12 protein-coding genes and 2 pseudogenes are annotated in these 14,704 nt (G+C 73.1%); 7 read left to right on the top strand and 7 right to left on the bottom strand.

What is annotated here, in order from left to right; all coding sequences use genetic code 11:
- The 3 genes and pseudogenes from M878_RS000000102015 to lnt all read right to left on the bottom strand — a co-directional run.
- Window positions 1-116, bottom strand: a pseudogene (locus M878_RS000000102015) (3-hydroxybutyrate dehydrogenase); the annotation flags it as partial.
- 54 nt (window positions 117-170) lie between these two features.
- The gene (locus M878_RS86800) at window positions 171-650 is read right to left on the bottom strand and encodes an NUDIX hydrolase (protein WP_023552859.1); all 480 of its coding nucleotides are present in this window, start codon (window positions 648-650) and stop codon (window positions 171-173) included.
- A gap of 35 nt (window positions 651-685) precedes the next feature.
- On the bottom strand, window positions 686-2,350 hold the full coding sequence (lnt, locus tag M878_RS86795; RefSeq protein WP_023552858.1) for an apolipoprotein N-acyltransferase: 1,665 nt from the start codon (window positions 2,348-2,350) through the stop codon (window positions 686-688).
- 410 nt (window positions 2,351-2,760) lie between these two features.
- Between lnt and M878_RS86790 the strand changes: the two genes are divergently transcribed.
- Entirely contained in the window at window positions 2,761-3,738 is a 978-nt protein-coding gene (locus tag M878_RS86790; protein ID WP_023552857.1) for an O-antigen ligase family protein, read from the top strand.
- 121 nt (window positions 3,739-3,859) lie between these two features.
- Here M878_RS86790 and M878_RS86785 read toward each other — a convergent pair whose 3' ends face one another.
- Both M878_RS86785 and M878_RS86780 read right to left on the bottom strand, forming a co-directional pair.
- Complete coding sequence (locus tag M878_RS86785; protein WP_023552856.1) at window positions 3,860-4,405, bottom strand: hypothetical protein; 546 nt, start codon at window positions 4,403-4,405, stop codon at window positions 3,860-3,862.
- Window positions 4,406-4,511: 106 nt separating this feature from the next.
- On the bottom strand, window positions 4,512-5,297 hold the full coding sequence (locus M878_RS86780; RefSeq protein ID WP_031226917.1) for a glutamate racemase: 786 nt from the start codon (window positions 5,295-5,297) through the stop codon (window positions 4,512-4,514).
- A gap of 69 nt (window positions 5,298-5,366) precedes the next feature.
- Here M878_RS86780 and M878_RS86775 point away from each other — a divergent pair, with 69 nt between their 5' ends.
- Entirely contained in the window at window positions 5,367-6,530 is a 1,164-nt protein-coding gene (locus M878_RS86775; protein ID WP_023552854.1) for a glycosyltransferase, read from the top strand.
- A 6-nt stretch (window positions 6,531-6,536) separates the two neighbouring features.
- On the opposite strand, the gene M878_RS86770 is transcribed toward M878_RS86775, so the two are convergent.
- Window positions 6,537-7,880: a TerD family protein gene (locus M878_RS86770; protein WP_023552853.1), complete on the bottom strand. Its 1,344-nt coding sequence runs from the start codon at window positions 7,878-7,880 to the stop codon at window positions 6,537-6,539.
- Between the two features lie 293 nt (window positions 7,881-8,173).
- On the opposite strand from M878_RS86770, the gene M878_RS86765 reads away from it, so the two are divergent.
- From M878_RS86765 to M878_RS86745, 5 genes are all read left to right on the top strand, one after another.
- The gene (locus M878_RS86765; RefSeq protein ID WP_023552852.1) at window positions 8,174-8,605 is read left to right on the top strand and encodes a DUF6643 family protein; all 432 of its coding nucleotides are present in this window, start codon (window positions 8,174-8,176) and stop codon (window positions 8,603-8,605) included.
- Between the two features lie 43 nt (window positions 8,606-8,648).
- Window positions 8,649-9,473 carry an MOSC domain-containing protein gene (locus tag M878_RS86760; RefSeq protein ID WP_023552851.1) on the top strand — a complete coding sequence of 275 codons (825 nt, stop codon included), beginning with the start codon at window positions 8,649-8,651 and terminating at the stop codon, window positions 9,471-9,473.
- Window positions 9,474-9,714: 241 nt separating this feature from the next.
- Complete coding sequence (locus M878_RS86755) at window positions 9,715-10,320, top strand: Rv1733c family protein (protein WP_023552850.1); 606 nt, start codon at window positions 9,715-9,717, stop codon at window positions 10,318-10,320.
- Between the two features lie 229 nt (window positions 10,321-10,549).
- Entirely contained in the window at window positions 10,550-12,985 is a 2,436-nt protein-coding gene (locus tag M878_RS86750; protein WP_023552849.1) for a right-handed parallel beta-helix repeat-containing protein, read from the top strand.
- Window positions 12,986-13,009: 24 nt separating this feature from the next.
- A complete protein-coding gene (locus M878_RS86745) occupies window positions 13,010-13,204 on the top strand; it encodes a hypothetical protein (RefSeq protein ID WP_023552848.1) in 195 nt (64 codons plus the stop codon).
- Here the strand turns inward: M878_RS86745 and M878_RS86740 are convergent.
- Window positions 13,201-14,704 (bottom strand): annotated as a pseudogene (locus M878_RS86740) (hypothetical protein); the annotation flags it as partial. The gene M878_RS86745 and the pseudogene M878_RS86740 sit on opposite strands and share 4 nt — an antisense overlap.

Below are 14,704 nucleotides of genomic sequence, written 5' to 3'. Positions count from 1 at the left end.
AGGCGCAGGGCGCAGGCGCGGCCGATGCCGCCGGCGGCACCGGTGACAAGGGCGGTGCGGCCGGCGAGGTCGAGGGGGTGAGGGCGCGGGCCGGGCAGGGGGCTGGACGAGGTCATGTGCCGACCCTAAGCGGACCCCACCCGGCACCACATGTGGTGATCACCCATACTTCAGCCGAGAGTCGTAGGGTCAAACCATGTGGGGGCTTCGGACATGGCCTGCTTGAGCCGGATGCGCGCGAACTCGTGGAGGTCGGGCAGCGCGTCCACCGCGAACCAGCCCACTTCCACGGACTCGTCGTCGTTGACCCGGGCCTCGCCGCCCACGGCCCGGCAGCGGATGGTGATGTCCATGAACTGGCAGCAGTCACCGTTGGGGTAGGTGACCGGATCCACGGCCTGGATGAGGACGACACGCTCGGCCACACAGTGCACCGCCGTCTCCTCGAAGACCTCCCGCACGGCACAGGCCGCGGGCTGCTCGCCGGGATCCGGGATGCCCCCGATCACCGACCACTTGCGGGTGTCGGACCGCCGGCCCAGGAGCACTCTGCCCTCGTCGTCGAAGACGATCGCGGTGACTCCGGGGAGCCAGAGCAACTGCTGACCGGCGGAGGCCCGGAGCGTGCGGATGAAATCAGGAGTAGCCATGGGCCCGACCCTAACCGGCCGGGCCCGCGCGCTCCTCACGGCTCGGACGGAGTCCGCACCAGTTCAGAGGGCGTATGGAGGTCGTACGGCTCTGCGCCACCGGCCCGCCGGGCGCGCAGCCCGGAGCCGATCGCCCAGCCGACACCGCCGGCGGCGACCAGCACCAGAGCGATCTCCGGGAGGATCCCCAGCTCGGTCGCAGGGGTCTTGGACGTGCGCAGCGGCACCTTCTGTACCAGGTAGGCGGGCACGAACATGCCGGTGTGCTGGGTGATCTTCCCGTCCGGCATGATGACCGCGCTGACACCGCTGGTCACCGGCACGGTGACAGTGCGGCTGTGCTCGACGGCGCGGATCCGGGACATGGCGAGCTGCTGGTAGGTCATCTCGCTGCGGTCGAAGGTCGCGTTGTTGCTGGGCACGGAGATCATCTCCGCGCCGTGGGTGACCGTGTCGCGCACGGCCCAGTCGAAGGCGGCCTCGTAGCAGGTGGCGAGGCCCACCTTGGCGCCGTCGATGTCGAACACGCCGGGCGCGCTGCCCCGGCTGAAGTCCTGCCGGACCATACCGGTCCAGTTCTTGTTGACGGCGCCGACGAGCCCACGCAGCGGGAGGTACTCGCCGAACGGCTGGATCTGCCGCTTGTCGTAGGTCTGCGTCGGCCCCTTGACCGGGTCCCACAGGACCTGCTCGTTGAGCAGCCTGCCGTCCCTCTCGACGACGGCGCCGACCGAGATGGGCACGCCGACCGCCTTGGCGGCGCCGTCGATGACGGTGGCCGCGTCAGGGTTGGCGAACGGGTCGATGTCGGAGGAGTTCTCCGGCCAGAGCACGTAGTCGGGCTTCGGGGTCTTCCCCGCCTTGATGTCGGCGGCGAGCTTCAGCGTTTCGCGTGCGTGGTAGTCCAGCACGGCCCGCCGCTGGGCGCTGAACTCCAGCCCGGAACGGGGCACGTTGCCCTGGATGACCGCAACGGTCCGGGTTCCGTCCTCGGCCTTGTCGCTCACGAGCGGCCGGGCGGCGACCGCGCCCGCCACCGGCACGGCCACGCTCAGCAGCGCCGCGGCCGCCGCCCCGCGCCGCACGGCTCGCGACCTGCGCTTCTCGGCGAGAAGCCGGCCGGCCTCGTACAGGCCGAATCCGCACAGCACCACCGCGAACCCGAGCACGGGTGTGCCGCCCACCGCGGCGAGCGGCAGGAAGACTCCGTCCGCCTGACCGAACGCGATCTTGCCCCAGGGAAAGCCCCGGAAGGGCACACGCGCGCGTACCGCCTCGCCCGCGATCCAGACGGCGGCGGCCCACAGCGGCCAGGCGGGCAGCCGGGAGACGGCGGCGACGCCGACGCCGACCAGGGCGATGAAGACCGCCTCGATGGCGACGAGGGCCAGCCAGGGGCCGGGACCGACCTCCACGCCGGTCCACACCAGCAGCGGCAGCAGGAAGCCGAGCCCGAAGAGGTAGCCGAGGCCAAGGGCCGCCTTCCAGTCACGGCCGCGCAGCACCCAGCCGAAACCGGCGAAGGCGGGCAGCGCCAGCCACCACAGGGTGCGCGGCGGAAAGCTGACGTAGAGCAGCACCCCGCAGAGCGCGGAGACGACGGCCGGGACCAGGCGCAGCAGCCGGCCGCCGCGCACGCCGGAGGCGGAGTGCGGCTGGAGCCGGCCCGGCTGGTCCACGGAAGTTGCGGTGACGGTCACCCGGGTGAGTGTACGGCGGCTTCCTGAGCCTCGGACAGCGCGGTACGAGGGCCGGCATCGGCTCGGCGGGCCACGGTTGCCCCTGGTCGCCGCCCTGCCCCGCCCATGCCCCTCGTCGCGGGGACCAGTACCGCATCCGCCCCCGCACCGGCGGCACACAAGGGGCGTTCCGCCCAGCCCCACCGCGACGTTCCGCCGCATCTCGTGACCAAACCGGTCATCAGCCGCTACGGTGTGCCCAGCCTCGGCAGTGCGGCCGGATCCGGCGCCGTGCCCAGCCGTGGCCTGAAGTACCTGAACCAGGGGACGGGGACGAGGGGCGACGGGTGGGGTCGACGGGGACGAGGTCCGTGACCGGTGGGGACACGGACGTGGCCGACGTCAGGAGAAACGTTTCTGACGGGGCCGGCTTGATCCTGCTGGGCGCCTGCGCGGGCTGGTCGCTGATCACCGCGGCGGTTCACGACGGGCGGCCCGAGGGTGTGCTTCTCGCGGTGCTCGCCGTGGCCGCCGGTCATGCCGTCGGCCGGGTCTCCGGGGCGCTGCTGCCGGTGGCCGCACCGTGTGCCGGAGCCGCGGCCGGACTCGCGCTGGCCGTGGCGCTGCCCGGGCTGTCCACCGGTCCCCGGTACGCCGCCCCGCTCGGCCACGCCGGTGGTACGGCCGCTTTGCTGGCGCTGGCCACGGGAGCCGCGTGCTGTGCCGCCTGGGCTACGCCCGTACCGCAGGTGCGGCTGGTGCTGCGGGTGCTGGCCGCCGGGGTGGTGCTGACCGGGGCCGTGCTGGGATCGGCGGCCGGTTGCGTGGTGAGTGCGGTCGTACTGCTGTGGTCGCTCGCCGTGGGCCGGGTCTCCCGCCGGGGTGGGTGTCTGCTCGGGCTGGCCGCGGTGGCGGCGCTGGCGGCGGGCACGGTCTGGGCGCTCGCCGGGGACGTGCTGCCGGGCGGCCTCACCCAGGTGCTCGAAGGCCGGCTTACCGCGCCCCGGGTGGCGTCGTGGCAGGACGCCCTGCGACTGGCGGGCCGGAACCGGGGGCTGGGGGTCGGTCCGGGACGGTTCGGCGAACCGGGCAGCCCGGCGCCGCAGACGCTGTCCGCCGACGGCAGGCCGCACTCGGCCGTGCTCCAACTGGCGGCGGAGCAGGGCCTGGTCGGGGTGTTCCTGTGCGTCGCCGCATTCTGCTGGGTGATGTACGCGCTGTGGCGCGGCCCCCGCTCCACCCCGGTCGCGCTGACCGCCGGCGCCGCGCTGACGGCGCTCGCTGCACTCGCCACGGTGAGCAACGCGCTCAGCTTCACCACGGTGACCGTGGGCGCGGGGCTGCTGGCCGGGTGGGCGACGGCACGACCGTGGGCGAGGGACGGCCTGCAGCCGCAGCCCAGAACATGATGGCGTGGCGCCACAGCCCGGAACGCGATGGCGTGGAACCGCTGCCCGGAAGTGACGGTGCGGAGCCACCCCCTCAGCGGTTTCCCGCCCCGCGCCGACGCGCGGCGCGCGGCGCGCGGCCTCAGCGGGCCGGACCGGGTGTGATCGTGCGCAGCCGGTCCCTGATGACCCGTACCGCCGACTCCGCGTTGTCCACGGTGATCGTGAAGGTGTGGCCGTCCCACAGACGCAACACGATGCCCTCACCCCGGCGTACGACGACGGCTGTGCCCTTCTCGGGGCGCCACCGGTAGCCCCAGCCGCCCCACTGCCGCGGCGTGACCAGGGCGGTGAAGTCGGCGCCCGCCACGTGGGAGAGCGGGATGCGGCGGCGCGGCAGCCCTATGTGGCCGCAGCGCACCTCCAGGGACTCCCTGTCGAGCTTGAGGTCGACATGCACGAATGCGAGCGTGCCGAAGAGGACCAGCAGGCCGGCGGCGATGCAGCCCACGACGGACATCGCCAGCGGGGCGATGCCGGAGGTCCATGCCGAGTCCACGGCCAGCTCGATACCGAGCGCCATACAGGCCGCGCCGACCAGGGCCAGCAGCCACTGGATCCGGTTGGTGGCGCGTCCGGTCCAGACCTCGGGGTGCGGGCTGCCGTCGGCGTGGGGGTGGTCCCTCATATTTATGAGGTTACTCAGGTTTCGCTGCGCGGGTAGCGCGTAGCGGAGGGTGACCGCCCCGGGTGAACACCCTGCGCCTGAGTGTGCTCCGGCGCCGCCGGGCGGGTCAGCGGACGGGGCTGACCGCCTGGAGGAAGCGGCCTTCCTCATAGGACAGCGCCGTGTCCGGGAGCGTGGCCTCGCGACCGCTGAGCAGCACCGTGAGCGTGGTGTCGGCGACGGCGGCCGGAGCCGGCTCCGCGCCGATCCGGCGCAGCGCCTGCGCCGCCACCGCGTCGGCGGAGCCGTGCAGTACGAGCGGCGGACGGCCGGGCCGCTCGACGGCTGCCCGGATCCGCTCACCGACCAGCTCGTAGTTGGTGCAGCCGAGGACGAGTGTGGTGACGTCCTCGGGGGTGCGGGCGGCGGCTGAGGCGATCGCGGCGTCGATCGCGGCGTCGTCCGCGTGGTGCACCGCGTCCGCGAGGCCCGGGCAGGCCACCTCGGTGACGTGCGCACCGGCGGCGAACTGCTCGATCAGATTTCGCTGGTAGGCGCTTCCGGTGGTGGCGGGCGTCGCCCAGATCGCGACATGGCCGCCGCCCGCCGCGGCCGGCTTGATCGCCGGGACCGTACCGATGATCGGCAGGTCCGGTTCGAACCGGGCCCGCAGCTCCGGCAGGGAGTGCACGGACGCCGTGTTGCAGGCGACGATCAGGACCTCGGCCCCATGGGCGGCGGCCGCCTCGGCCACGTCGAGGGCCCGCCGGGTGATGTCGTCCGGGGTACGTGGTCCCCAGGGCATCCCGTCCGGGTCCCAGGAGAGCACGAGATCCGCGTCGGGCCGCAGCCGCCGCACCGCCGCGGCGGCGGGGAGCAGGCCGATTCCGGAGTCCATGAGCGCGATCTTCACCCGGCCACGATAGACGATCGGGCGTTGCGGGCCTGCCGGGTGGGGCAGACTGCGGGCGTGAGCGCCCTGATGTGGATCACCGTCGTGTCGCTGGCCGCCTGGTGCTGGCTGCTCCTGTGCCAGGGCTTCTTCTGGCGCACGGACGTCCGGCTTCCGTCACACCGGGAACCGGACTCCTGGCCGTCCGTCTGCGTGGTCGTACCGGCCCGGGACGAGGCCGCCGTGCTGCCGACAAGCCTGCCGTCGTTGCTGGCGCAGGACTATCCGGGGCGGGCCGAGGTCTTCCTGGTGGACGACGGAAGCACCGACGGTACCGGGGAGCTGGCCCGCGAGCTGGCCCGGCGGCACGGCGGGCTGCCGCTGACCGTGGGCTCGCCGGGCGAGCCGCCGGCGGGCTGGACGGGCAAGCTGTGGGCGGTGCGGCACGGTATCGGCCTGGCACGCACGCGTGACCCCGAATACCTGCTGCTGACGGACGCGGACATCGCGCACGCGCCGGACAGTCTGCGCACACTGGTGGCGGCGGCCCGTGCCGGGGGCTACGACGTCGTGTCGCAGATGGCGCGGCTGCGGGTGGAGAGCCTGTGGGAGCGCCTGGTGGTCCCGGCGTTCGTGTACTTCTTCGCGCAGCTGTATCCCTTCCGGTGGATCGGCCGCAAGGGGTCGCGTACGGCCGCGGCGGCGGGCGGCTGTGTCCTGCTGCGCGCGGGGATGGCGGAGAAGGCGCGCATCCCGGACGGCATCCGGCACGCCGTCATCGACGACGTGGCGCTCGCGCGCGCGGTGAAGGGCGCGGGCGGGCACGTCTGGCTGGGGCTGGCGGACCGGGTGGACAGTGTGCGGCCGTATCCACGACTGCACGACCTGTGGCGGATGGTCTCGCGCAGCGCCTACGCCCAGTTGCGGCACAACCCACTGCTGCTCCTCGGTACGGTCGCCGGGCTCGCGCTGGTGTACCTGGTGCCGCCCGCCGCGGTGGTCGTGGGCATGACGGGCGGCGGTACGGCGATGACGGTCGCCGGCGCGGTGGCGTGGGCGGTGATGGCGGGGACGTACCTGCCGATGCTGCGCTACTGCCGGCAGCCGCTGTGGCTCGCTCCACTGCTGCCGTTCACCGCGCTGCTGTACCTGCTGATGACGGTCGACTCGGCCGTACAGCACTACCGGGGGCGCGGAGCCGCCTGGAAGGGCCGCACATACGCGCGTCCCGACGCCGTGCCCGACGAGGGCTGAGCCCGGTCACTTGCGGCCGGGCGTCCAGTTCATGCCCCATCCGTAGGCCCGGTCTATGGTCCGCTGCGGGCTCACCCCACGCTCCGGCACCAGATAGCGCGCCTCGCGCTGCACCAGGAGATCACCACCGGTGTTGGTGATCAGGGCGAGCGCGCACACCGTGGAGGGGACGGTGCACTCGTCGAGCGAGAAGTCGATCGGCGCCCCGTGCTGCGGCTGGAGCGTGACGGTGGCGTGCAGGTCGGCGAAGGAGCTGGCGCCCTCGTAGATGGTGACGAAGACCAGGATGCGCCGGAAGTCCTGCCGGTGGTCGAGGTTGATGGTCAGGTTCTCACCGCTCGCCACGGCACCGGTGCGGTCGTCGCCGTCGAGGTGGATGTACGGCGGCCGGTTCAGCGAGCCGAAGGCGTTGCCGAGGGCCTGGACGACCCCTTTGCGGCCGTCGGCGAGTTCGTACAGGGCGCACAGGTCCAGGTCGAGGTCTCCCCGCCCGCCTCCCCAGCGGCCGCCCCAGCCGGAAAGGTGTTTCCGCGTCTGCCAGTTGAGGTTCACCCGCATCGCTCCGGAGATGCCGCCCTGCTTGGCGAGCGACACGGACGGTGCCGCCTTCGTGAGGGTGACCTTGGACAGGCGCACCGCTGGGGCTTGCCGAGCCGTGGGAGGGGTGACGGGCGGGGATGGCGGGGGCGGGGTCACCGGGCGCGGAGCCGGGGCGGGCGGAGCCGGGTAGGGCGCCGGGGCCGCCGAAGTCGGCGGAGCAGGGGGTGGCGGCGGGGCACCCACAGTGGGCGATGCCGGGTAGGGCTCCGGGGTGGGCGATGCCGGGTGCTGGGGCTCGTCCACGGTGATGCCGAAGTCCGTTGCCAGACCTTCGAGTCCGCTGCTGTAGCCCTGGCCGACGGCGCGGAACTTCCAGGCGCCCTGACGACGGTAGAACTCGCCGAGCACGAAGGCCGTCTCCACGGTCGCGCCGGTGCTGTCGAAGCGGGCGACCGGCCGGCCGCTCACGGCGTCGGTCACCTCGACGTAGAGGCCGGGTACCTGCCCGAAGGTCCCGCCGTCGACGGAGGCGGCGAGCACGATCCGCTCGATGGCGCCCTCCACGCGCGCGAGGTCCACGGAAAGGGTGTCGGTCACGCTCGTGCCCACCGTCCGCTTGCCCTCGTGACGCACCGCGCCGGAGGAATGGGCGGGCTGGTTGTAGAAGACGAAGTCGCCGTCGGAGCGGACCTTGCCGGTGGCCAGCAGCAGCGCGGAGGCGTCCGCGTCGGGCACCCCTGGTCCGGCGCGCCAGCCCAGTTCGACGCGCAGGGCCGTGGTCGGCACCGGCGTGTTCGAACCTTTCTGCATTGACATGTCCGCCCCCATCCGTGTCGGTTTCCGGGCGCCCTCGGCCGTGGAGGTCATCCCTACCCGCACAACCTATTCGCGGGCACAGCGAACTCCCACGACCGGCACCGGAAGATCGCCGGTCAACTGCCGGTAACCCCGCAGGACCTCGCCCTTTACACGATTAAAACGCCGACAGACGTCCTATTTTGCCAAGTTCGCTCGGATTGGGGATCCCCGGTCACTGCCGGCACGGAAAACAACCCTCTTATCGGTCTCCCCAACGAGCACATCGTGGGCTTAACTTATGTGCCATGACCTCCCCCCGCTCCACTTATGGTGGCGGCTACTACTCCGCCTCCTTCCCGGACACCCCGATCTACGACTCGCTGGTGGCCGAACGTGGCACCCCGCAGATCGCCCCGATCCGGGTTCCCGCCGCCTACGACACGGGCAGCAACCTGCCCGCTCTGCCGTCGGCACTGCCCGCCCTCCCGGCGGCTCCCTCCCCGCAGGCCCCCGCCTACGGCTACCCCCAGATGCCGCAGCCCGCGCCACTGCAGCAGGCGCCCACGGCGTACATCCCGCAGCAGGCGAGCGCCCCGCGCGGCTATCCGGGCCCGCAGGCGCCGCAGCAGCAGCGCCCGATGGGCACGGGATACGAGGCCATGCGTCCGGCCGCGCCGCGGCCCACGCCGGCTCCGTACCAGGACCCGTACAACAACCAGCATTACCGCGGCTACTGACCGGCGCCCCACCGCTGTCGGTGCCTGCTGGCACGATGGCGGCATGGGAAACGCCGAGGTGCAGTCGATTCACGTCCATCCGGTCAAAGCGCTCCGGGGGCACGCGCCCCGGGAGGCTGTGGTGGAGCCCTGGGGCCTGGCCGGTGACCGGCGCTGGACACTGATCGACGACGGGGGAAAGGTCGTCACCCAGCGCGAGCAGCCGCGCCTCGCGCTGGCCGCCGCCGAGCTGCTGCCCGGCGGCGGCGTTCGTCTGTCCGCGCCCGGCCTGGCGCCGCTGGCGGTGTCCGTGCCCGAACCGGCCGGGACCGTGCCGGTGAACGTCTTCGGTACAAAGGTCGAAGCGGTCCCCGCCGCGCAGGCCGCGCACGCCTGGTGCAGCGCCTATCTGCGGGCGGACGTCCGCCTGGTGCACATGGACGACCCGGCCACCCGCCGCCCTGTCGACCCCGGGTACGCCCTGCCCGGCGAGACGGTCAGTTTCGCCGACGGCTACCCTCTGCTGATCACCACGACGGCGTCCCTCGACGCCCTGAACTCACTGATATCCGAGGGCTCGCACGCCCACGAGGGCCCGCTGCCGATGAACCGCTTCCGGCCCAACGTCGTCGTCGCCGGGACCGAGGCCTGGGCCGAGGACCACTGGTCGCGGATCTCCGTCGGCGAGGTGGTCTTCCGCGTCGCGAAGGCGAGCGGGCGCTGTGTCGTCACCACCGTCGACCAGGACACCGCCGTACGCGGCCGGGAGCCCCTGCGTACCCTGGCCCGCCACCGCAAGGCCGGCACGAGGCTGATCTTCGGCCAGAACCTGGTGCCCCTCTCGCCCGGCACGATCAGGGTCGGGGACCCGGTCCGGGTGCTGGGCTAGCCCGCGACGACGACGGCGGTCCCCGACTGCCTGGACGGCCTCCACAGGCCTCCACAGGCCTCCACGAGCCTCCACGGGCAGGGGAACCGTCGGCGGGACACGGTCGTTGGGAGGACTGAGAGATTCATGAGAAACCGCGTTCGTGACCGTCCACGGTGGACGTGATGTCGCTCTCTCTTGCTCCGGGCCGTGCATGCGCGCGCGGTCCGGGAGTTATGACGGAGCGGAAGGGGGTGGGGAGATGCGGGCTCTCAGCGGCCTGTGGCGCTGGCGGCACAATCCGCTGCGCCGCGCGACCGACCTGGCCGAGGCGTGGGTGGCCCTCGTGGCGCTGGTGCTGATCGCCGTGGCCGCGCCCGTGACCGGCTGCCTGGTCGGCGCCGCTGCCCAGGACTCGCTGCAGCGATCCGTGCGCGAGCAGCAGCACACACGCCACCTCGTCACGGCCACGGTGGTGCGCGACCTGAGCGAAGCCCCGCTCGAACCCGACCCCGACACCACGACGGTGCGCGAGACCCACACACGTGTCCTCGCGGACTGGACCGCGGCGGACGGCACGCACAGGCGCGGCCCGGCCCTGGCGGAGCTCAAGTCCCCGCACATAGGGGACCACTTCAGACTCTGGACGGATCCGCAGGGCCGAATAGCGGCCCGCCCGCTGGACTCCCCCACCGCCACGACCCACGCGGTGCTGGCCGGGATCGGCGCGGCGCTGCTGGTCACGGGCCTGGTCGAATGGGGCAGGCGGCTGACCGTGTGGCGTATGGTCCGCAGCCGGTACGCAGGTTGGGACCAGGCCTGGGACCGGGCGGGCCCGGACTGGGGCAAGGCGGGCACCGGCTGCTGACCGCCTTCCGGCTCTGGTCAACCCATCCTGCACGCACACGCTACGGTGGACCGGCCGAAGCGCTTTCGGCGACAACCCGCGGATGAGCGAACCGCAGGGGGCGCACAGGTTTTCGGGAGCGCGAGCGCGCGGCAGCCCAGGGCTGAGCACGGTCGCGATCCGGGCACCGGCGGCGATCCCCCTACGGGAGCGAGCCATCAGTACGACGAGGTGGGGGCACAGCAACGCCATGGCACAGGGCACGGTCCAGGTGACGCACACCGGTACGTCGCGGTGGCGGCGCCGCACAGGTGAGTACGCTTCGCTCGCCGCCGCCCTGGAGGCCGCCGCCGACGGCGACGTCCTCACCATCGCCCCGGGGACCTACCGGGAAAACCTCGTGGTCCAGAGGGCGGTGACGCTCCGTGGCCCCGAGGGCTCGCCCGGCTCGGTGCGGATCGCGCCCGTGGACGGCGTGCCGCTCACCGTGCGCGCCTCGGCCGTGGTGCAGGACCTGCACGTGGAGGGCCAGGACGCGGCGGCGCCCGCACTGCTGGTCGAGGAGGGCACGCCCGAGCTGATGGACGTGCGGATCGTCACCCGGTCCGCCGCGGGTATCGAGGTGCGCGGCGGTGCCAGGCCGACCGTGCGCCGCTGCACCGTCGACAACCCGGCGGGCATCGGTATCGCCGTACTCGACGGCGGGGGCGGGGTGTTCGAGGAATGCGAGGTCGTCGCGGCCGGACAGGCAGCCGTGGCCGTCCGGGGCGGTGCCCATCCGCGCCTGGAGCGCTGCCGGGTGCATCACGCCTCGGGCACCGGGCTGACCGTGACCGGCGAGAACTCCGCGCTGGAGGCGGTGGGTTGTGAGGTCTACGAGGTCCGCGGCTCCGGTGTGCAGGTCACCCAGCGGGCGACGGCGCATCTCACCGACTGCGATGTGCACCGCACCACCGCGGACGGCGTCACCATGGACACGGACGCGGTGCTCACCCTCGCCGACTGCCGGATCCACGACATCCCCGAGAACGCGGTCGATCTGCGCTCCCGCTCGGTGCTCACGCTGACCCGGACGACGGTCCGTCAGTTCGGGCGCAACGGCCTGTCGGTGTGGGACCCGGGGACCCGGGTGGACGCCAACCAGTGCGAGATCTTCGACAGCACCGGCGACTATCCGGCGGTGTGGGTCAGTGACGGCGCCACCGCCGTCCTCGACTCCTGCCGGGTGCACGACGTGCCGGACGCGCTGTTCGTGCTGGACCGCGGTTCGCGGGCGGACGTCGTGGACAGCGATCTGTCGCAGGTGCGCAACACGGCGGTGTCGGTCAGCGACGGGGCGACGGCGCAGCTCGACGACTGCCGGATCCGGGAGGCGGCGACCGGAGCGTGGTTCCGCGACCACGGCAGCGGCGGCACGCTGAACAACTGCACCCTGGACGGCACCCAGACCGGTGTGATCGTCACCAAGGGCGCCGACCCGACCATCGAGCGCTGCACGGTCGACTCCCCCGCCGAGGCCGGCTTCTACGTCTCCGCGGGCGGCCGCGGCAGCTTCCTGAACTGCCGGGTCAGCGGCAGCGCCGGGTACGGCTTCCATGTGATCGACGGCTGCCGTGCGACGCTGCGCAAGTGCCGTACGGAGCGCTGTACGCGCGGCGGTTACGAGTTCGCCGAGGCGGGCCCCGACGCCGGCTCCGGGTCGGGCCCGGTCGTGGAGGACTGCACCAGCGACGAGAGCGCCGGGCTGCGGCCGCCCACGGTCCGCGAGACCGCCGTACAGACGATGGCGCACCCCGGTCTGCTCGGCTCGATCCCCGGTCAGCGCAACACGGAGCAGGAGCCGCTGATCGCCGCCGCCGCGCCGGAGCAGCCGGTGCGGACGTCGAAGGACGTGCTCGGGGAACTCGACGCGCTGGTGGGCCTGGAGAGCGTCAAGCGGGAGGTGCGGGCGCTGACCGACATGATCGAGGTGGGCCGGCGCCGGCAGCAGGCAGGTCTGAAGGCGGCCTCGGTCAAGCGGCATCTGGTCTTCACCGGCTCCCCCGGCACCGGCAAGACGACGGTCGCCCGGCTCTACGGCGAGATCCTGGCCTCCCTCGGCGTGCTGGAGAAGGGGCACCTGGTGGAGGTGTCCCGGGTCGATCTGGTCGGCGAGCACATCGGCTCCACGGCGATCCGCACGCAGGAGGCGTTCGAGAAGGCGCGCGGCGGTGTGCTGTTCATCGACGAGGCGTACGCGCTGTCTCCGGAGGACGCGGGGCGTGACTTCGGCAAGGAAGCCATCGACACGCTGGTGAAGCTGATGGAGGACCACCGGGACGCGGTGGTGGTCATCGTCGCCGGCTACACGGCGGAGATGGAGCGCTTCCTCTCCGTCAACCCCGGTGTCGCCTCCCGCTTCTCCCGCACCATCACCTTCGGCGACTACGGCCCCGACGAACTGCTCCGGATCGTGGAACAGCAGGCCGACGAGCACGAGTACCGGCTGACGCCGGGCGCGTCCGAGGCGCTGCTGAAGTACTTCACGGCCATCCCCAAAGGCCCGGCGTTCGGCAACGGCCGTACCGCCAGGCAGACGTTCGAGGCGATGGTGGAGCGCCACGCGAGCCGCGTCGCGCAGCTGGCCGACCCCAGCACCGACGACCTGACCCTGCTGTTCGCGGAGGACCTGCCGGAGCTGTCCTGAGCGAGCCAGGGCGTCCGCACGCGGTTGTCCTACCGCGAGGTGGAGGTCCCGAGCCTCGGCGGCTTCCTGCTCGTCGCGGGAAGCGAGGAGGCCCTCGCCCCGTGCCGTGCCGTGCAGAACACGGTGCTCGTGGACGACCTGGACGGGCTGCACGCGCTGCCGGCCGAGCACGGCGGAAAGATCGTGGAGATCGTGGAGTACGTCGAGCACACGGTCTAGCCCGGCTCCCCCGCTCGCGCCCCGGGCTTCCCCGGCTCCGGTCGTTGTCCCGGCAGCTCCGGGCGTAGTCGGTTCAGCAGGCGGGCGCGTTCCCTGGCGAAGGCTGGGTCGGCCTGGTAGTCGGAGTGGCCGAGGATGGGGGCGGGGAGGGGGTGCGCGGGCGTCCGGCCGTAGGCGAGCGGGTCCCGCAGGGGGGCGTGGTCGACCCCGGGGGTGGAGTCGTCGGGGACGCGGACGGGGCCGCCGATGGGGTCGGTGAGCCGGTAGAGATTGCCCCAGCAGGCGACGTCGCGGTGCAGGGCGGAGAGCGCGGGCGGTCCGAAGTGGGCCGGGAACCAGCGGCCGTACAGGCGCTCCAGCGGGGAGCCGTAGGTGAGCAGCGCGATCCGGCCGCGGACGGACGGGGGCAGCTGCCAGGCGGCCGCCGCGGCGAGGACGCTGCCCTGGGAGTGGCCGGAGAGCACGAGGCGGCCCCCGGTGCGCTGGGTCCAGGTGGCCATGCGCCAGGTCAGGTCCGGCACGGCGCGCTCGGCGTAGCACGGCGGTGCGAAGGGGTGCGCGGCGCGCGGCCAGAAGGTGCCGACGTCCCAGAGGATGCCGATCGTGCGACGCGCCGAGGCGTCCTTGTAGGCGCGCCGGCCCCAGGTCACGAAGAGTATGAAGCCGAGGCCGACCAGCCAGGAGCCCAGCGCCTGCGAGGTCTCGGCAACGGCTTGTACGGCGTCGTAGGTGCGGCGGGCGGCTGCGGCGGGCGTCTTCCCGGTGGCCAGGGCGCCGGTCAGCGCCACGGCTCCGAGCGCCAGGGTGGTGGCGGTGAGCACGGCGACGACGAGGGGGGCGCGGTCGGTGAGGGCGGCCAGCGCGCGGACCTGGGCGATGGTGCGGGTACGGGCCTGGTCCTCGGGTTCGCCGGGATGCTCGTGGCGGACCCGGTCGCGTTCGGCGCGGGCCAGCCGGGCAGTGCGCATCCCGAGCCCGGCGGCGAGGACCAGCAAGGCCGCGAGGACCGGCGGGATGGTGGACGCCTGCCAGGTCAGCAGGACGGGCGGACCCGGCAGCAGGGCGTGGGTGCCATCGAGCCAGTCGGCGACACGCTGGGCGACCCCGCCGGACATCACACCGCCCAGCGCGCAGGCGAGCAGGGCGACGGCCGGTCCGCTGAGGCCGCGCATCCCGGCGCGTGGATCGGGGCTGCGGCGGTAGAGGTCCCGGGCCACCACGGCGAGCGCGACGACCAGCAGTCCCTGGGCCAGCATGAGGGCGCCGAGGGCCGGGTCGCCCGCCAGCCGCCCGGTGGACCGCCAGCCGGGCCGGGGCCAGCCGGCGTAGACCATGGTGAGCAGCAGCAATGCGAGCGCGCCGAGCGGCAGTCCGCGGACGAGATGCCGGTCGAGCCGCTGGTCGAGCTCGTTCTCGCTGCGGCCCCGGCGGCAGACGACGGCCACCGCTGCCGCCGCGCAGGCCAGCAGGGCCGCGGTGAGCAGCCAGCTCAGCACGTCC

Source organism: Streptomyces roseochromogenus subsp. oscitans DS 12.976, from assembly GCF_000497445.1.
GTDB lineage: Bacteria > Actinomycetota > Actinomycetes > Streptomycetales > Streptomycetaceae > Streptomyces > Streptomyces oscitans.
This window is presented reverse-complemented; position numbering and strand designations above follow the sequence as displayed.